Raw genomic sequence first — 17,838 nt, 5'->3', positions numbered from 1 at the left:
TGCCGGGAACGCGCACCCCTCCTTCATGGCCGCGCACGGGAGCCGGCCAAGGGGCTAGGAGGGGGAAATGCTGGTCCGTCACATCATGTCCGGTCCGCCCGTCACGGTACCGCCGACGGAGTCCGTGCGGGACGTGGCTCTCACCATGCGCGCCCTGGATGCCGGTTACCTCTTCGTGGTCGGCGACGATTCGCTCGTCGGCGTGGTGACCGACCGGGACCTGGTGAACCGCGTCCTCGCCACGGGTCTGTCCGCCGAGACGCGTGTCGAGGCCGTGATGACGGGTGCCCCGGCGTCCGTCGACGCGGACGCCGATGTGATGGCGGCGTACCGCATCATGCGCGACCTGGGTGTCAGGAGGGTTCCGGTCCTCTCCGAGCGACGGCTGGTGGGCGTCGTCACCTTCGACGACGTGTTCCGGCTGGCCACTCAGGAACTGGATGGCCTCGGGGACGTCGTCGACATCGCATGACGGTCCCCTCCGTCCTCGCCGACGGGTGGTCGCCCTTCCATCTGGTGGTGCCGGGGACGTAAGGCCCAACGGCCAGGTCGCAACGGCCCCTGACGGTGGTGCATGCCGTACCGCGATCCTGGCAGTGAGGGGCCCGCACAAGGGCGTGCGGGCACCGGTCAGAGGAGGTGTCGGCCGTGTTGCGCCCCGTGGTCGTAGGACTGGACGGTTCACGCGAGAGCCTCGCCGCCGCCGACTGGGCGGCCCGGGAGGCGCTCAGGCACGGCCTGCCGCTGCGTCTGCTGCAGGCATGGGAGGGCGTCACGACGCCCGGTGAGACGGAACGGCCGGAGTTGAACGAGCCGCGCCGCTGGGCGCGCCAAGTTCTGGCCGACGCCGTGGACCGGCTGGGCGAGGGTTACCCGCAGCTCTCCGTGAGCTCCGAGCAGATCGCCGGTTCCGCGTACGACGTCCTGGCCCGGGCGGGCGCGGACGCCGAGTTGCTGGTGCTGGGCAGCCGCGCGTTCGGCGGCCTGGGCGGGTTCCTGGTGGGATCGGTCGCCCAGGCGACGGTGGCCCACGTGACCAGGCCCGTCGTGCTCGTACGCGCCCATCATTCGCTGGCGGACGAGCATCTGCCGGACGCGGACGGCCGGCCCTCGGCGCACACGCCGTACCGGGACGTCGTCGTCGGCGTCGATCCGGCGCACGCGTGCGAGGAGTTGCTCTCCTTCGCCTTCGAGTGCGCGGCGCTGCGTGACGCGCCGCTGCGGGCGGTGTCCGTGTGGCGGCTGCCGTACGTGCAGGGTGCCGCGGTGGCGAGGGCGCGCAAAGCGATCCAGGCGTCCGCCGCGCACACCCTGGCCGCCGTCGTGGAGCCGTGGCGGCAGAAGTTCCCCACCGTCGAGGTCCATGAACTGACGCGGGAGGGAAGTCCGGCACAGCGTCTGCCGGCGTTCGCGCAGGATGCGGGCCTGCTGGTCGTCGGACGACGGATCCGGTCGTCCCGGCTCGGCACACACACCGGACCCGTGGCACACGCGGCGATGCACCACGCACGGTGCCCCGTCGTCGTCGTGGCCCACGCGTGAGCTCCCCCTCCGCCGGGCGTTCATGCCGCCGCACGACGGCCGGGACCGACCTGAGGCGGAGGGTCTGCCGGCGGCGAGCAGGATGACGTGGCGTCAGGGCGACAACGCCCTGACGCCACAGCCGCACGGCGTCCGTTGCCCACCCCGTGCCTGTTCTTGCACCGCCCTGGTCACATGCCTCCCGGGAGACACCCTTGACCTTCGTCATAGCGGGCGTGTAGACATGCCGCCATCGAATGTTTACGTAAACATAACAGCGCGGGACTCCACTTCGCCGATCGATGTTCGCGTGACCATCGCGCCCCGCAGCCGCACGGACAAACGGAGACATCGCTGAGGAACGACCATGACAACGTTGCACCCGGCACCGCCTCCACCCGCCACGGCAAAGCGGGGCTCACCGGGCCGCTGCCGCGCTTCCGGGCGCCGGTCGGCATCGCGGGCGAACCCCCGACCGAAGCACGCGGCCGCGTCGGGCTGATCGTTCGCCGGAAGGCCGAGGAACAGTTCCCGTTCCTGGTGAACCGCGCCGACGACACCGAGGCACGCCGACCGCAGCCCTGATCCACTCCCCCACCTCTGTTCCCCCGGGCGGCACATGGCCCGCCCGGGGGCGCCCTCCCCGTACGTCCGGCGGGAGGGACCACCGCAACGTTTCCACCTATGAAGCTGGGAGCACACGATGGCAGGACTCACCCGCAGCAGACGGCTCCTCGGGGCCGCGTCGATGACCGCGCTGGCGACCGGAGCGGCACTGCTCTCCGTCCCCGCCCCGCTCGCGCAGGCCGACACGGTCGCGTCGGTCACCGTCCAGCCCGACCCGTCGTACAAGCAGGACAAGTTCGAGGGCTGGGGCACCAGCCTCGTCTGGTTCGCGAACGCCACCGGCGACTACCCCAAGGAGATCCGCGAGAAGCTCGCCGATCTGCTCTTCGGGGACGACGGTCTGGCGCTGAACATCGCGCGCTACAACATCGGCGGCGGCAACGCCCCCGATGTGAAGGACTACCTGCGCGCGGGCGGCGCGGTCGAGGGCTGGTGGAAGGCGCCGGAGGGCACCACCCGTACCGACACCGACTGGTGGAGCGCCGACGACCCCGCCGACTGGAACCCGGACGCGGACGCCACGCAGCGCTGGTGGGTCGAGCGCATCAAGAACGACATCGACCACTGGGAGACGTTCTCGAACTCGCCGCCCTGGTTCATGACGGTCAGCGGCTATGTCTCCGGCGGCTTCGACTCCAACGCCGAGCAGCTCAAGGAGAGTTCGGTCTCCGACTTCGCCGCCTACCTGGCCGGCGCGACGAAGCGGCTGGAGAAGTCCGAGGGCATCAAGGTCGACACCGTCGACCCGTTCAACGAGCCCAACACCGGCTACTGGGGAACCCGTCTGGACGCCGACGGCGAACCGGTGGGCGGCCGTCAGGAAGGTGCCCACATCGGGCCCGCGATGCAGGAGAAGGTGCTGGCCGCGCTGGCGCCGGCACTGAAGAAGGCCAAGGTCAAGGCCGACATATCGGCGATGGACGAGACCAACCCCGGTCTGTTCGCGACCAACTGGAACTCCTACTCGCAAGGCTCCAAGGACCTCGTCGGCCAGATGAACGTCCACACCTACGGCACCGGCCAGCGCACCACCGTCCGCGATCTCGCCAAGGCGGCCGACAAGCCGCTGTGGATGAGCGAGGTGGAGGGCGACTGGGGTGACGGGCAGAGCTTCACCGACATGCGCCCCGGCTTGGGCCTGGCCCAGCAGATGGTGAACGATCTGCGTGAACTGGAGCCCAAGGCCTGGGTGTTCTGGCAGCCGGTCGAGGACTACGACAACATGAAGCCGGGCGGCGAGTCCGCCAAGGGCGGCAACTGGGGTTCCATCCAGCTGCCGTTCAGCTGCACGTCGACGGACACGCTGCAGTCCTGCCCGATCTACACGAACACCAAGTTCGACACGGCCCGCAACTTCACGCACTTCATCAAGCCCGGCGACCGTCTGATCAAGGCGAACGACACCTCCAGCGCCGCCGCCGTGACGAAGGACGGCAAGGGCGCCTCGCTGGTCCACGTCAACTCCACGACCGCACCCCGCGCGGTGACGATCGACCTGTCGAAGTTCGGGAAGATCAAGGAGCACGCCACCGTCACCCCGACCGTCACCGACGCGGCCGGCAAGCTGGTGGAGCAGGCCCCGGTGAAGGTCGTCGACGGCCGGGCGACGTTCACCGTCCCCGCGCAGTCCGTGACGTCGTTCGCCGTCAAGGGCGTCTCCGGTGTCGCGAAGGACGCGAGCCTGTTCAGCAAGGGCGCCTCGTACACGCTGACCGGTGTGCAGAGCGGCAAGGCGGTGACCGTCGGCGCGAACGGCACCAACCTGGTCATCAACTCGGCGAACGGCACGGTCGCGCAGGAGTGGCGGCTGGAGGCGAAGTACGGCAAGAAGGGCAGCAACCGTGCGCGGTACGTCTTCGCCAACCCGGCCGAGGGCAAGCGGCTCGCCGTACGTGACAACGTGCCGGTGATCGAGGCCGACACGGGTGAGCGAGACCCGGCGACGGAGTGGATCCTGTCGACCACGGGCGACGGCACCTGGACGCTGGTGAACGCGGCGACCGGACGGCTGCTGGAGGTCGGCGGCCAGGCGACGAACGAGGGCGCGGCCGTCACGACGTGGCAGGCCAACTCCGGTTCCAACCAGCGGTGGCGGATCACCGAAGTGGGCTGAGCACGCCGCGAACCATTCTGACGGACGCTCGGCCGGGATTCCCGGCCGAGCGTTCGGCGTGGTCGCCCTTGGGCCGACTACAGCCCCGCGCGGTCCGGTCACGCGCCGACGCAGGCCTGCTTTTGCCGAACCGGCAACAACAGTGGCCGTGCAGCGGGCAGTGAGCGACGGTGGGCCCGTGACCGACGACATCGCAACGGAATCATCCGCCTCCGACCTCGCCCTGCCCACCGACGGATACCTCGGGGACCCCGCGGTGCGGGCGGAGTGGGACAGCCGGTACGCCGACCGGCAGCAGTTGTGGAGCGGCCGGCCCAATGGTGCGCTCGTGGCCGAGGTCGCCGGGCTCACCCCCGGGCGAGTGCTCGACGTCGGCTGCGGCGAGGGCGCGGACGCCGTCTGGCTCGCCCGTGGCGGCTGGGACGTGACCGCGCTCGAGGTCTCGGGCGTGGCACTGGAACGGGCGGCCGGGCATGCGCGGGACGCCGGAGTCACCGTTCGCTGGGTCCATGCCGAACTCACCGAGGCGGCGCTCCCGCCGGCCTCCTTCGACCTCGTTTCCGCGCAGTACCCGGCCCTGCTGCGCACCCCGGACGCCGCTGCCGAGCGCGCGCTGCTCGCGGCCGTCGCGCCCGGCGGCACGCTGCTGCTCGTCCACCACGCGGGGGTGGACACCCAGCAGGCCCACGACAGCGGCTTCGACCCCGCCGACTACGTCTGGCCCTCGATGGTCACCGGTCTTCTCGACGACGACTGGGAGATCGAGGTGGACGAGCAACGGCCCCGCGTGGCGCCTGACGGCGGCGCGGGCGCCCACCACACCGACGACCTGGTGCTACGTGCGCGCCGACTGCGCTGACCGTCGTGACACGCCCCCGGTGACTCCTCCCCGGGCAGAGCCGTCCAGGTGGCGTGGTCAGTCCACCGGGTGACCGGGCGAGATGGAGCCGGCCTCGCCCAGGCGCAGCAGCGGCCCTGCGTGCGCCTCGCTCCCGCCCCACTGGACCGGATCCAGGACGAAGCCGACGTGGTCTCCACCGTCGACGCGCGTGAGGATCCGGCCGACGAACCAGGCCGCCGCATCGCAGACGATCACGGCCCCGGCGTGGCCCTCCCGCCAACGGAGGTGTCGGAACTTGTCCACCTGATCGCCGGTTCGCCCGCCGAACAACTCGGCCAGGCAACGCTGTTCACGGGTCAGCAGATGCACGGCCAGGACCGACGCGGCCTGCGCGACCCGGAAGGTGTGGTTGACCTCGGAAAGCCACACCACGAACCGCACCGGCCGGATGGAGCACTGCGAGGCGAAGCCGACCAGACAGCCGGCCCGTTCGCCGTCGGCCGCGGCCGTGACCACACACATCTCGGGGTCCAGCCGTCCGACGAACTCGTCACTGCCCGCCATGCCCAGACCGCTCCCGTCATCCGTGGCCCCGCCCTTTCGCATCACCTCACCACGGAGCACGAAACCATGCCATCCAGAGGACGAGGGGTGCCGGTCGGCCTACGCGCCCTCGACGGGGAACCGACGGAACTGGCAGAACAGGCGGGCGGGCGTCCTTCACGCGGCGCGGGTCCGTGCGCGTCCCGCACCGGTCTGCGGGCGTGCCGCGCTGACCCGCCAGGTGGTCTTGGCCGGGTCCGTGACGGGCTCGCCCAGGGTGAGGCGCCCGGCGGAGCGCAGTTCCTCGCAGACCTCGGTCGGCAGGGCGACGTAACAGCCACCCCGGCCGGTGGCGGAGTCGATCGAACGCCAGTAGCCGTAGCGGACCCGTCCTCCCGGGTGTGCGGTGACGAAGACCGGGGTGCGGGAGTCGGAGACAAGACGCAGCACGTCGGCCGCTGACGCACCGCGCGGAACCGGTGCCAGGGAGGGGGCGTGGGGCATCGGCAGGGCCTTTCCGGCAGAAGGAACGGACACCGCGCGCCCCGTCCGGGCCCGGTGTTGATCTTGCAGGGCATTCTTGCGCCGACCACTGACAACGCGCCCGCGCCGCCTGTGCCCTCGGACATCACGGACGCTGACGCGGCCTCACACTCCGGACGCTGGCGGTGACCGGCTCAGCGGCTCCGTCCGCGCAGCCGCCCCAGCAACCGCCGTGCCTGGGCGCGGCGCCTCGGATCCGCGGAGGCTCGACGCACCTGCTCGACGGCACGTCGCCCCTGCGGGCTCCTGCCGAACTGCCTGATCCTGTCCAACATTCCTGCCACGGCTTCCTCCCCGAACGGCCGACGCAGGGCCCCGGTGGCGAGGCCCTGGTACGAACGCGGTTACCCCGGCCTCGCCATCCCACCCCCAGCAGGAGGCGCCGACGCCGGATCAAAGACCCGCATGCCCGCCGGCGTCATGATCATCCTGGTCGTCCACTGCCTGCACGACCTGCCGGTGACCCAGGCACGTTCCGTCGCCCCGCTCGCCGCGCTGGCCGTCACCGTCGGCCTGCACCGGTGGCGCCGCCACGCCCTGCCCGGCATCCTCGGCGGCACCGCCGTCCATGCCCTGCCGACCAGCACCCTCTTCGCCGGCTGAACCTTCCTCGTCCGACCCGGCCCCCGGCAGGACGCGCCGTCAGTCCTGTGCCGGGTGCACCTCCAGCACCTTGCCCCGGGTGTCGGTCTCCAGGTATCCGGCACGGCCGTACTTGTCCGTGAGGTACACGGCCAGCCCGAACCCGGGCGTGAAGACGTCGGGGTGACGCACGATCACATAGCGCAGCTCCGGATTCTTGACGTTCAGCTTCTTGTCCGCCTCCGCCAAGAGCGCAGGGACGCGGTCCCAGTTGAAGCTTTCGGCGCTGAAGGGTTCCTCGGAACTGCTCAGGGTGCCGTCGATGATGCCCTTCCGCGCACCGGTACCCGGGCGGTAGTCGTACGTCTCGTACGCGGTGTCACTGCCGTCCACCATCATCCGCGCCGTCACATAGTCCGGGTAGACCGAGAAACTGCCGAACCTCTTGCGGCCGCTCTCCTTCTCCAGTGCCGTGATGGCGGTGCGGATGTTGCCGGGAGTGAGCATGCCCGCCGATCCCTCTTCCTCCGTCGCCGTCGTCGCCGTCGCCGTCGCCTTGGCCGTCTCCTTCGACTGCGCGGTGGCGGACGGCGAGGCCGATGTGTGCGTGGCGCCACCGGTGCCCAGGTCGGCTGAGCCGTCGTTCAAGGGCAGCAGCCACCACAGAAGGGCCACGGCGCCGACGAGCGAGGTTCCGGAGACGCTCAGGAGGACGGCGCGGCCGGGAGTGCGTCGGCGCGCCGCGCGCAGCGGCGCGTTCACCGACTGCGGCGCCGTCGTCCCCGGCGTGGGGAGCACCGGAGGAGGGCCGAATCCGGGCGGCCCGGCGGTGTGCCCCGGGGCCGTGGCGCCCGAAACGCTCACCCCGGAGGTGAAGGGCGTCCCTGGGACACCGTGGTACGAGGGGCCGGAGGGCGTGGAGGGCGCGGCCAGCGGATACGAGGTGGGCTCGTCGCGCGGATACGCGGCGCCGGACGGCTCGGCTTCGATCACGGCCAGCCGACGGTCCAGGGCAGCGGCGGACGGGCGCGCCGACGGGTCCCGTACCAGCACGCTCATCAGGACGTCGCCCAGGGCGCCGGCCCGTACCGGGGGCGGCACGTCCTCGTGCAGGACCGCGGCGAGGGTGGCCAGGGTCGTGCCCCGCTGCAGCGGGTGGTGGCCCTCCACCGCGGTGTACAGCATCATCGCCAACGACCACAGGTCGGACGCGGATCCGCCCTCGTGCCCCGAGATCCGCTCCGGTGCCATGAAGTCGGGTGTGCCGATGATCGAGCCGGTGACGGTGAGGCTGGTCGCCTCACGGATCGCGGCGATGCCGAAGTCGGTGAGGACGGGGCGCCCGTCGTGCCGCAGCAGCACATTGGCGGGCTTGACGTCCCGGTGCTGGATGCCTGCGTCATGGGCGGCGGTCAGTGCGGCCAGCACACCGCGGCCGATCCGTGCCGCCTCGGCCGGCGTCATCGGTTCCCGGGCCAGCCGGTCGGCCAGCGAGCCGCCGGCGACCAGCTCCATCACGATCCACGGGTAGGTGCCTTCGCCGCCGTCGACGATGTGGTGGATGGTGACGACGTTCGGATGGTCGATGCGGGCCAGGGCCCTGGCCTCGCGCAGCACACGCTCCCGGAGCATCCGCGCCGCCTCGGGGTCGTACTCGGCGAGGTCACGGTCGGGCGGGCGGACCTCCTTGACCGCCACCAGCCGGTGCAGCGCCAGGTCCCTGGCCCGCCAGACCATGCCCATCCCGCCGCCGCCGAGACGGGCCTCCAACTCGAAACGCCCGTCGACGACCCGTCTGCCGGGGCCTCCGTCTGCCTCACTCATGGGCGGGAGCTTAGTGGGCATCTCCGACACCGCCCGACGGGCCCCGGACGGGGAGCGCCGGGCGCGCAGGCGGACCGCTGACCGCTCCCCCGGCATCGGCCGGTACCGCCGGCGCATCGCCGCCGCCCTCGTCCTCGTCACCACCTGCCAGTGGAGGTGACGGCCGCGGCTCGCGCCGGAGTTGGCACGTTCACGGGGTCAGCTTGTCCTGATGTCCGCCACGCCACTCGGTGAGCAGCACGGTGGCGTCGTCGTCGAGCGCTCCGTCGTGGTGGAGCAGCACGGCCGCCATCAGCCGTCGCAGGGTTTCGTGCAGGGTGTGCCGACCGGAGTGGTGGCGCAGCACGAAGTCGACGAACCGGTCCCGGCCGAACTGCCTGCCGTGGGCGTCACGCGCCTCGATGACGCCGTCGGTGTACAGCAACAGGCGGTCCCCGGGCTCGAGTTGCTCGACGCATTCGGTCACCGGCAGACCGAGGTCGGCTCCCATCGGGCCGGCCGGGCGGCAGACCAGTTCGGTGGTCCACCGGTTGCCGCGGATCAGGACCGGCAAGTGGTGGCCGCGGTTGATCCACGTCAGCCGGCCGGTCACGAGATCGAGGTCGGCCAGGATGCCGGTGACGTAACGGCTGGTCCCGAACTGCTCGATGAGGGTGGCCTCCACGTGCCGGCTGGTCTCTTCCAGGGAGGCGCCCTGGCGGCGGGCGTTGCGGCAGGCGGAGACGGCGACGTTCGCGGTGATCCCGGCGGTGGTGTCGTGGCCCATGGCGTCGAAGACGCTCAGGTGCAGGACGTTGCCCGCGACGGCGTAGTCGAAGGCATCGCCGCCGACCTGGTAGGCGGGTTCCATCACGGCGCCGACGGTGGCCTCGGATCCGGCGAAGGCGGGTGGCGGGGTCAGGTGCCACTGCATCTCGGCGGCCACGTTCATCGGCTCGGTGCGCACCAGCCGTGAGAAGGAGTCGCTGAAGGAGCGTTTGCTCAACAGGAGCAGGGCTGTCATGGCCGCCAGGTCACGCAGTGCCTGTCGGGTCGGTTCGTCGTCGGTGTCCGTGTCCACCCGCAGTACGCCCAGCCGCTCCACGCCGTCGGTGACGGCCACCCACCACCGCCGACGGTGGTTCGGATCGCCGGCCGCGTGATCCGTCTGGGCAAGCAGGTCCACCCGCTGGTACGCCTGCCCGGGCAGGGTGCCGTGCACGGTGAACTCCAGCCCGCCCTCGCCCGCGGTCGGCCCGTTCCCGGTGACCTGGCGCAGCACTGTTTCCCGGAGGTCGGCGACGAAGACAGCGGTGTCATGCACCCCGACCTCGGCGCAGTGCCCTGCGATCAGCTCCGGCAGCTTGTCGAGCGTGACGGTGTGGCTGTCCTGCATCAGCCTGATCAGCCTCGACGCCACCGCGGCATGCTCAACCACGTCCTCCGCCTCCTGCCATGGCCGCCGCCTTCCAGGGCAGAACACCGACTACCCGCTGGCGAGCGGAGCACACGGTGCGGCGGCTTCCTCTGCCGGTACGACGGCGGTGCGCTCACGGGTTCCGTACCCTGGCGGCATGCGGATGCGCCCCACCCTGAGCTGGACGCCTGACGAGGACCTGCCGCCCGGCACCACGGATCCGGCGCCGGTCGTCGACGTCCTGAAGGCCGGCGGTGTGCTGGTGCTCAGCGGGGCGGGCATCTCCACGGAGTCGGGCATCCCCGACTACCGGGGCGAGGGCGGCAGTCTTGGCCGGCACACCCCGATGACCTACCAGGACTTCACCGCCGACGCCCGGGCCCGCCGCCGGTACTGGGCGCGCAGCCACCTCGGCTGGCGCACCTTCGGCCGTGCCCGCCCCAACGCCGGGCATCGGGCCGTGGCCGCGTTCGAGCGGTCCGGACTGCTCTCCGGTGTGATCACTCAGAACGTCGACGGCCTGCATCAGGCCGCCGGCAGCAAGGACGTCGTCGAACTCCACGGCAGCCTGGCGCGCGTCGTCTGCCTGTCCTGCGGCGCGGTCAGTTCGCGCCGTGACCTCGCGCTGCGCCTGGAAGAGGCCAACGAGGGCTTCGAGCCGGTGGCTGCGGGAATCAACCCCGACGGCGACGCCGACCTCACCGACGCACAGGTCGGGGACTTCCGTGTGATGCCCTGCGCGATCTGCGGCGGCATCCTCAAACCGGACGTCGTGTTCTTCGGTGAAACCGTCCCCGCGGCGCGGGTCGAGCACTGCCGCCGGCTGGTCCGTGAGGCGTCATCGCTGCTGGTCCTGGGATCCTCCCTGACGGTGATGTCCGGACTTCGCTTCGTCCGCCAGGCGTCCCAGGCCGGAACACCGGTGCTCATCGTCAACCGGGACCCCACCCGGGGCGACCGGCACGCGCTCACCCGCGTCGCGCTCCCCCTGGGCCCGACCTTGAGCGGCGTGGCGGGGCGGCTGGGCCTCCACGTCGACGCGTAGGAAGCGCAAGGCCCGCCGTCGCCTCCCTCTGCACCGGCACGCGTTCCCGACGAAGGTGAGCCGCGTCGCATCGGAGCCCGGGAGACTTGCTATGCAACGAGTTGCATAGCACGATCGTCGTCCATGGCGCTCGAACACGCGATCTTGGTGTCGCTCTTGGAGAAGCCGGGCTCCGGCTACGAGCTGGCCCGGCGTTTCGAGCGGTCCATCGGCTACTTCTGGACCGCGACGCACCAGCAGATCTACCGCGTGCTCAAGCGCATGGAGAACGACGGCTGGGTCGACGTCCGGGACGTCCCGCAGCAAGGCCGGCCGGACAAGAAGGAGTACTCCGTCGCCGACCTCGGCCGGGCCGCGCTGTCCTCATGGCTGCACGATCCGATCGAGCCGGACAGCGTCCGCCATGACCTGGCGGTGAAGATCCGGGGTGCCGCCTTCGACGACCCGGCCGCCCTGATCCGCGAGGTGGAGCGGCACCGGCAGGCCCACCAGGACCGGCTGGAGCACTATCTCGCCGGCGAGGAGCGGGACTTCACCGGTCCCGAAGCCGGCACGGCCGCCCGGCGAGCACCCCTCGATCCGGAGCGGGAGCTCCAGCACGTCGTACTGCGCGGCGGTATCGCGTACGAGCGCATGATGATCGGCTGGCTGGACGACGTGCTCGCCACGTTGGCCCGGTTCGACCCCGTCCGCTGACGCCCCCGCACCGCCACCCGCACCTCCACCCCCCTTCGACCACCGCACGATTCCCGTCCGCCCGCCAGCCGAAAGAGGCCCTCACCATGGCTGACCAGCTGCTCTTCAACCCGCGCACATACGACCCCGCGCACTTCGACCCCGAGACGCGCCGGCTGCTGCGGGCCACCGTCGACTGGTTCGAGGAGCGTGGGAAGCGGCAGCTGATCGAGGACTACCGGACCCGCGCCTGGCTCGGGGACTTCCTCGCCTTCGCCGCGAAGGAGAACCTGTTCGCCACCTTCCTGACCCCGTCGGCCGCCGCCGGGCAACAGGAGCCGGACAAGCGCTGGGACACCGCCCGGATCGCCGCGCTCAACGAGATCCTCGGCTTCTACGGCCTGGACTACTGGTACGCCTGGCAGGTCACCATCCTCGGCCTCGGCCCGGTCTGGCAGAGCGACAACACCGCCGCCCGCGCCCGCGCGGCCGAACTCCTCGCCCAGGGTGAGGTGTTCGCGTTCGGCCTGTCCGAGAAGGCCCACGGCGCGGACATCTACTCCACCGACATGCTCCTTGCGCCCGACGGCGACGGCGGGTTCCGCGCCACCGGCTCCAAGTACTACATCGGCAACGGCAACGCCGCCGGACTCGTCTCCGTCTTCGGCCGCCGGACCGACGTCGAGGGCCCCGACGGCTATGTGTTCTTCGCCGCCGACAGCCGCCACCCGGACTACCACCTGGTCAAGAACGTCGTCGACTCCTCCAAGTTCGTCAGCGAGTTCCGCCTGGAGAACTACCCCGTCAGGGCCGAGGACGTCCTGCACACCGGCCGCGCCGCCTTCGACGCCGCCCTCAACACGGTCAATGTCGGCAAGTTCAACCTCTGCACCGCCTCGATCGGCATCTGCGAACACGCGATGTACGAGGCCGTCACCCACGCCCACAACCGCATCCTGTACGGCCGCCCCGTCACCGCCTTCCCGCATGTGCGCCGCGAGTTGACCGACGCCTACGTCCGGCTCGTCGGTATGAAGCTGTTCAGCGACCGCGCCGTCGACTACTTCCGCTCCGCCGGCCCCGACGACCGCCGCTACCTCCTCTTCAATCTGATGACGAAGATGAAGGTGACCACGGAGGGCGAGAAGGTCATCGACCTGATGTGGGACGTGATCGCCGCCAAGGGCTTCGAGAAGGACAACTACTTCGGCCAGGCGGCCGTGGAGATCCGCAGCCTGCCGAAGCTGGAGGGCACGGTCCACGTCAACCTGGCGCTGATCCTGAAGTTCATGCGCAGCCATCTCCTCGACCCGGCCGACTACCCCGCCGTCCCGACCCGTCTCGACGCGGCCGACGACGACTTCCTGTTCCGGCAGGGCCCGGCCCGCGGCCTGGGCTCGGTGCGCTTCCACGACTGGCGTCCGGCCTTCGAGACGTACGCGCATCTTCCCAACGTCGCCCGCCTGCGCGAACAGGCCGACGCGCTCTGCGAGTTCGTCACCACGGCGGGCCCCGACGCGGAGCAGAGCCGCGACCTCGACCTCGTCCTGTCGATCGGCCAGCTCTTCGCCCTCGTCGTGCACGGCCAGCTCGTCCTGGAGCAGGCCGCCCTGACCGGGCTCGACGAGGACGTCCTCGACGAACTCTTCGCCGTCCTCGTACGGGACTTCTCCCAGCACGCCGTCGAACTGCACGGCAAGGACTCGGCCACCGGACAGCAGCAGGAGTGGGCGCTGAGCTCGGTCCGCCGGCCGGTCGTCGACACGGCGCGCACGGAGCGGGTCTGGCAGCGGGTCGAGGCGCTGTCCGGCGCGTACGAGATGGCCCCGTAGCCGCGCCGCAGGCAGTGACGGTGGCCGGGCGCGAGACGGGCCCGGCCACCCGGTGCGCCGGATCGACTCGGCGTGATCAAACGCGCATGGGGCCCGTCCGTATACGGACGGGCCCCAGATCGAGCGCCGGGCAGGCCTTGCACCTGCATTTCCCCGCAGGAAGCGGGGCGTCTTTCCTTGGACCACCAACGCAGCACCGGTCGAAGTGAGTTGCAGCGACCAGCTCGTGATCAACTCTACCCCATGCCGACCGGTGCCTCTGCCCCTCGGGGCCCCTGGGGGCCGTCAGCCGTTGCGTGGGCCCTGACTGGTCAGGTGCTTCAGCAGCTCGGCGGACGACCGGCCCCGCAGTCGCTCCAGCAGCGCGCTGACGGCCTTGAGGTCGGCGCGTACCGTGGCGTCCTCGGCCCCGCACCTGTCGTCGAGCTCACGGACCAGGTCCAGGCCCAGATCGACTTCCTCGTCACCGACCTGCTGGTCCGGGTCCGCCACCAGCTGCCCGGCACGGGCCAGCAGTTTCGCGGCCCTGGCGGCCAGGCGTTCGTCGTCCAACAGGACGGGAGCGATGGGGAGTTCGACCCGCTCGATCAGGGTGATCCACTCACGGCCGGCCTCGGTCCTCGCCAACGCCTTGTCGCGGACGGTGCGCAGGGCGTCCACCTCGCTGGTGCGGCCGAGCAGCTTCAGGCCGATCAGGTCGAAGGCGCAGATGCTCTGCTGGGCGAGCGCGATGAGGCCCGACTTGGCGTCGCGTTTGATGAGCGTGGGATCGGCCGGGTGGAAGGAGTCCTCGATGGTCGCCGCCCTCGGCCCGGTCTCGAAGGTGAAGCCGTAGGTCTTGCCCAGGGCGGGGTCGGCGATGTGCCGGCTGTAGGCGTAGTCGCTCTGCGTACCGGTGGTGGCATACAGAGCGCGTCCGGTCTGCGGGGTGTACGCCCGTCCGCGCACCGCTGCGATCGCGTCCACGATCCGGCCCGCCACCGTCTGGAAGCGCTGCTGGTCGCGCACGGTGATGTACTCCTGGTAGCCCGCGCTGCCGATGGGCGCGCAGGTTCCCGTCGGCAGCGTCGTGAACCGCTTCGACGGATCGGTGCTCTGGTTGAACGCGTGACCCCATGGATACAGGACGAGTTCGGAGTAGGAGTGCACGTCCGCGAAGCTGTGGATGGTCTGCGTGTCCAGCAGATGCTTGACGTTGCGGGTCTCCGGCTCCGAGAAGGCGCCCGATCCGGCGAAGACGTCGCTGCAGGGGCTGCACGAGGTCTGGCCCTCGGCGACTCCCCAGAGGGTGGCCGCGTTGCGGTTGAGGTCCACACCGTCGCAGGCGGTGCCGGGGTTGTCGCGCCGGTTCTTGCGCCACATCCCGTCCACCGTCAGTACGTGCTCGCGGCCGTCGGGGTTGATGCAGGGCACGATCCACACGTCGAGGGTGTCGAGGATCAGCCGGACGTCCTGGGCGGTCCAGGTGCGGCCGCCGTAGACGATGTCGGTGCCGTTCAGCCGGCTGACGACCAGGTCGACGGCGAGTTCCACCAGAGCGTCCGGGTTCATCAGCTCGCGGGAGTGGGTGCCGCCGATCAGGAGCACGCCCCGCCGGTTGGTGCCGGTGCCGGAGCGCAGCCGCAGGGCGAACACGTCACGCCCTTGCACGGAGCGCTCCGGCAGCCTGGTGCGGGTGCACAGCTGGGGGAACCAGGCGGCGAGAGCCGCGGTGAGCGAGTCGAGCTGGGCGACGGTCCGGTACATCACGCGCCTCCCGCCCGCTCGATGCCCTGGACCCGCTCCTCGAGCCAGGCCATGACCGACTCGTCGGTCTCCACGAGCTCGGCGGGGACCGGCCGTACCGGCACCAGGGCGCGCAGGTGGACCTCGTAACCGCTCTCCAGCAGTCGTCGGCAGTCCTCCGGTGTGACGAGCAGGCGGACCTCGTCCTCGGGGTCGGGCATCCGGTCCAGGTCGAGATCGGCGACGGCTCGGAGGTTGTGGTTGGTGACCCCGGGGTGCACGGTCGCGTCGAAGCGGATCGCCGGGCTTTCGGATGGTGGCTGTGCAGCGCGTTGCGATGGGTCGTTCATGGTCGTCTCCCTGGGCGCTTTGTCCGTCTCACATGTGGAGCCGAAGCCGGCGGGCGCGCGCATGCGCGGGGGACGACGAAGGGCACGGCGCCGACGAGAGCGGGAAGGCCGGGACTCAGGTCGGCCTCCTTCAGCGAAGCAGGCCAAATCCGACAATCCGCCACTACTGCCGATAGTGAAACCGGGCCCGGCCGCTGTCAACTTCGGCGGCACAACTGGCAGTCACCGCCTCCAGTCGCCGCGCTCGGCATCCTCCGCACGAAGAGGCAGAACGGATGACCCGCCGGTCGCACAGGACGCGCATGTCTGCGTCCCGCGGAATCCGCGCGTCACGGCTCCGTGGTCTCGGACTCGAGTGAGGCCCGCGTCGCCGCACCGTAGACGCCCGGCTCGTCCGCGACCAGGCGGGTCAACTGGTAGCCGCGGACCGCGTTCTCGACGTCGGTGTCGTAGGTGCCGTCGGCGTCGCCGCCGTAGAACCCGACCTGCCGCAGGCGGAGTTGGAGCTCGGTCACCTCCGGACCCCGGTCACCGGGACGGAGGACGGGGTTCTCGTCCTTCGGGGGACTCGATGTGGGGCTTGCGGTGGGGGTGCCAGAAGTGGTTGCGGTGGGGGTGGTGCCGCCGGTCGGGGTGGGCGGGCCCGAGGTCGGGGTCGTGTCGGGTGAGGCGGACGGAGACGGCGACTCGGAGGGTGCCGACGGGGAGGCGTCGGGCGACGAGGGCGCGTTCCCTGTGGGCTGCGCGTCCGGCAGGCCCGCCCGTACGCCGCCGGACGAGGAGTCGTCCCGCGCGGGGCTGTCGTACCAGTGGAGCCCGCCGACCAGGCAGCCCGTCAGCAGGACGGCCGCGGCGGTTCCCAGGCCGGTGACCAGCAGGACCTTTCGCCGCCGTGGAGGGGTCCGCGAGCCGGCGTCCGAGGGAAGCGGGGCGAGTTCGTCGAGGTGCGGGACGGCGCCGTGCTCCCCGCCTTCTGCGGCCTCGGGCTCGGACGGCCCACCCGGGTCGGATGAGGAGCCGGGCGCCGGGGTGATGCCGTCGGGGTCGTCGGCCGGTCCGTCGCCGATCTCCACGAAAGGCCGGATCCGCACCGGATCGAAATCCTCCGCGGCCGCCGCCTCCGCCGCACGGGCCGCGCGGTGCGCGTCGGATGCGCGACGGGCGCAGGAACAGGCCAGGCCACCGTCCGCCGGCCGAGCCGTGCCGCACTCCGGGCAGGCGGGACCCGTCGGTTCACTCACACGCACTCCTTCTCCGCAGAGCGTCCGTAGTTTAATCAGAAACAACACACATGGCGTGCGAAGGAATTCGAAAATTGGAATCCCCACGTCCGGAGAGTCGGGAACCGGCCACGTGGAAGGAGACGGGACCGGATCCCGCACCTCGCCCGGCCCGGCGGACCGGTGACCGCTGCGCTCACCCGCTCGCCGCCTGTCGCACCGCGCGCGGTGACGCCCCGAGTTCCTTGTGGCACGTCTTGTTGAACGCCTGGAGGTCGGGGATGCCGACCGCTGCTGCGATCGCCGGGATGGCCAGGGTGGAGGCGATCAGAAGGTGGCGGGCGCGTTCCATGCGGCGGTGTCTGATGTAGGCGATGACGGTGTGTCCGGTGTCCTGGCGGAACAGCCGGGTGAGGTGGGTGTGCGAGACGCCTGCGGCGCGGGCGACGGCCGGGACGGTCAGCGGACCGGCCAGATGCTCCTCGATATGTGCCATGGCCGCCCGCAGTGCGGGATGCCGAGATCTGGGCCCGTTCTCCGTGGCGTCGGTCAGGGTGGTCGTGCGCCACAGAGCCGTCCACAGCTCCGCGGCGGCCCGCGGCGGGGACTGCGCGTGCGCCGCGACCGTCTGCCGTAGCAGCGCGCGCAGCGCGGGTGCGTCCGCACCGGCGTCCTGCATCGCCGGGAGCCGGCGCCGCTCTCCGTCGCCGGGCAGCCGGAAATGGGCGTACAGGTGCTCGCACCGCGGGGCGTCGTAGTGGAAGTGCACCTCGGTGTCGGGTGGCACCAGGCTCACGTGTCCGGGGCGGATCGGGTGGGAGACACCGCCGAACTCCAACGTGCCGGAGTAGCCGTACAGATGGAGCTGCCACAGCCGTGGGAGGCGGAACACCTCGTGCGGGCCGGTCGCCCCGTGGACGCCCACGCCGGCATTCGCCACCTGGGGCGGAAGATCGAGGGCCAGCTCCACCTGCTGTCGCATGGTGAAAAATTACCAGTGC

Annotated in this window: 17 protein-coding genes; 9 read left to right on the top strand and 8 right to left on the bottom strand. The window is 71.1% G+C overall.

Annotated features, from left to right (window positions below):
* Positions 1 to 67: 67 nt before the first annotated feature.
* From PH203_RS39685 to PH203_RS39670, 4 genes are all read left to right on the top strand, one after another.
* Positions 68 to 472 carry a CBS domain-containing protein gene (locus tag PH203_RS39685; protein ID WP_289926731.1) on the top strand — a complete coding sequence of 135 codons (405 nt, stop codon included), beginning with the start codon at positions 68 to 70 and terminating at the stop codon, positions 470 to 472.
* A gap of 176 nt (positions 473 to 648) precedes the next feature.
* Positions 649 to 1,542 (top strand): universal stress protein, encoded by an 894-nt coding sequence (locus PH203_RS39680; RefSeq protein ID WP_289926730.1) that lies wholly within the window; start codon positions 649 to 651, stop codon positions 1,540 to 1,542.
* Positions 1,543 to 2,224: 682 nt separating this feature from the next.
* Positions 2,225 to 4,261: a glycoside hydrolase gene (locus PH203_RS39675; RefSeq protein WP_289926729.1), complete on the top strand. Its 2,037-nt coding sequence runs from the start codon at positions 2,225 to 2,227 to the stop codon at positions 4,259 to 4,261.
* A gap of 178 nt (positions 4,262 to 4,439) precedes the next feature.
* Positions 4,440 to 5,120 carry a class I SAM-dependent methyltransferase gene (locus PH203_RS39670; protein WP_289926727.1) on the top strand — a complete coding sequence of 227 codons (681 nt, stop codon included), beginning with the start codon at positions 4,440 to 4,442 and terminating at the stop codon, positions 5,118 to 5,120.
* 57 nt (positions 5,121 to 5,177) lie between these two features.
* On the opposite strand, the gene PH203_RS39665 is transcribed toward PH203_RS39670, so the two are convergent.
* Together PH203_RS39665 and PH203_RS39660 are read right to left on the bottom strand one after the other, a co-directional pair.
* Positions 5,178 to 5,666 carry a flavin reductase family protein gene (locus tag PH203_RS39665; RefSeq protein WP_289926724.1) on the bottom strand — a complete coding sequence of 163 codons (489 nt, stop codon included), beginning with the start codon at positions 5,664 to 5,666 and terminating at the stop codon, positions 5,178 to 5,180.
* 156 nt (positions 5,667 to 5,822) lie between these two features.
* The gene (locus PH203_RS39660; protein WP_289926723.1) at positions 5,823 to 6,149 is read right to left on the bottom strand and encodes a hypothetical protein; all 327 of its coding nucleotides are present in this window, start codon (positions 6,147 to 6,149) and stop codon (positions 5,823 to 5,825) included.
* A 444-nt stretch (positions 6,150 to 6,593) separates the two neighbouring features.
* Here PH203_RS39660 and PH203_RS39655 point away from each other — a divergent pair, with 444 nt between their 5' ends.
* The gene (locus PH203_RS39655; protein WP_354671297.1) at positions 6,594 to 6,791 is read left to right on the top strand and encodes an AzlD domain-containing protein; all 198 of its coding nucleotides are present in this window, start codon (positions 6,594 to 6,596) and stop codon (positions 6,789 to 6,791) included.
* 39 nt (positions 6,792 to 6,830) lie between these two features.
* Here the strand turns inward: PH203_RS39655 and PH203_RS39650 are convergent, their stop codons facing one another.
* Positions 6,831 to 8,594 (bottom strand): serine/threonine-protein kinase, encoded by a 1,764-nt coding sequence (locus PH203_RS39650; protein WP_289926722.1) that lies wholly within the window; start codon positions 8,592 to 8,594, stop codon positions 6,831 to 6,833.
* A 13-nt stretch (positions 8,595 to 8,607) separates the two neighbouring features.
* Here PH203_RS39650 and PH203_RS39645 point away from each other — a divergent pair, with 13 nt between their 5' ends.
* On the top strand, positions 8,608 to 8,754 hold the full coding sequence (locus PH203_RS39645; RefSeq protein WP_289926721.1) for a hypothetical protein: 147 nt from the start codon (positions 8,608 to 8,610) through the stop codon (positions 8,752 to 8,754).
* 30 nt (positions 8,755 to 8,784) lie between these two features.
* Here the strand turns inward: PH203_RS39645 and PH203_RS39640 are convergent, their stop codons facing one another.
* Entirely contained in the window at positions 8,785 to 10,011 is a 1,227-nt protein-coding gene (locus PH203_RS39640) for a PP2C family protein-serine/threonine phosphatase (RefSeq protein ID WP_289926720.1), read from the bottom strand.
* Positions 10,012 to 10,147: 136 nt separating this feature from the next.
* On the opposite strand from PH203_RS39640, the gene PH203_RS39635 reads away from it, so the two are divergent.
* The 3 genes from PH203_RS39635 (at position 10,148) to PH203_RS39625 (ending at position 13,542) form a co-directional block, all read left to right on the top strand.
* Entirely contained in the window at positions 10,148 to 11,035 is an 888-nt protein-coding gene (locus PH203_RS39635; protein WP_289926718.1) for an NAD-dependent protein deacetylase, read from the top strand.
* A 123-nt stretch (positions 11,036 to 11,158) separates the two neighbouring features.
* Positions 11,159 to 11,731: a PadR family transcriptional regulator gene (locus PH203_RS39630; protein ID WP_289926716.1), complete on the top strand. Its 573-nt coding sequence runs from the start codon at positions 11,159 to 11,161 to the stop codon at positions 11,729 to 11,731.
* A gap of 86 nt (positions 11,732 to 11,817) precedes the next feature.
* Entirely contained in the window at positions 11,818 to 13,542 is a 1,725-nt protein-coding gene (locus tag PH203_RS39625) for an acyl-CoA dehydrogenase family protein (RefSeq protein WP_289926714.1), read from the top strand.
* 285 nt (positions 13,543 to 13,827) lie between these two features.
* Here the strand turns inward: PH203_RS39625 and PH203_RS39620 are convergent, their stop codons facing one another.
* The 4 genes from PH203_RS39620 to PH203_RS39605 all read right to left on the bottom strand — a co-directional run bounded on the left by PH203_RS39620 (position 13,828) and on the right by PH203_RS39605 (position 17,819).
* Complete coding sequence (locus tag PH203_RS39620; RefSeq protein WP_289926713.1) at positions 13,828 to 15,288, bottom strand: M14 family zinc carboxypeptidase; 1,461 nt, start codon at positions 15,286 to 15,288, stop codon at positions 13,828 to 13,830.
* Positions 15,288 to 15,617 (bottom strand): hypothetical protein, encoded by a 330-nt coding sequence (locus tag PH203_RS39615; RefSeq protein WP_289926711.1) that lies wholly within the window; start codon positions 15,615 to 15,617, stop codon positions 15,288 to 15,290. The genes PH203_RS39620 and PH203_RS39615 overlap by 1 nt, the downstream gene beginning before the upstream one ends.
* Positions 15,618 to 15,946: 329 nt before the next feature.
* A complete protein-coding gene (locus PH203_RS39610) occupies positions 15,947 to 16,858 on the bottom strand; it encodes a peptidoglycan-binding domain-containing protein (protein ID WP_289926708.1) in 912 nt (303 codons plus the stop codon).
* A 175-nt stretch (positions 16,859 to 17,033) separates the two neighbouring features.
* A complete protein-coding gene (locus PH203_RS39605; protein WP_289926707.1) occupies positions 17,034 to 17,819 on the bottom strand; it encodes an AraC family transcriptional regulator in 786 nt (261 codons plus the stop codon).
* Between the last annotated feature and the right edge of the window lie 19 nt (positions 17,820 to 17,838).

Origin of the sequence: Streptomyces sp. S.PB5, assembly GCF_030403745.1 — a bacterium.
Classification (GTDB): Bacteria; Actinomycetota; Actinomycetes; order Streptomycetales; family Streptomycetaceae; genus Streptomyces.
The sequence above is the reverse complement of the archived record's forward strand: the minus strand, read 5'-3'. Positions and strand labels throughout refer to the sequence as shown.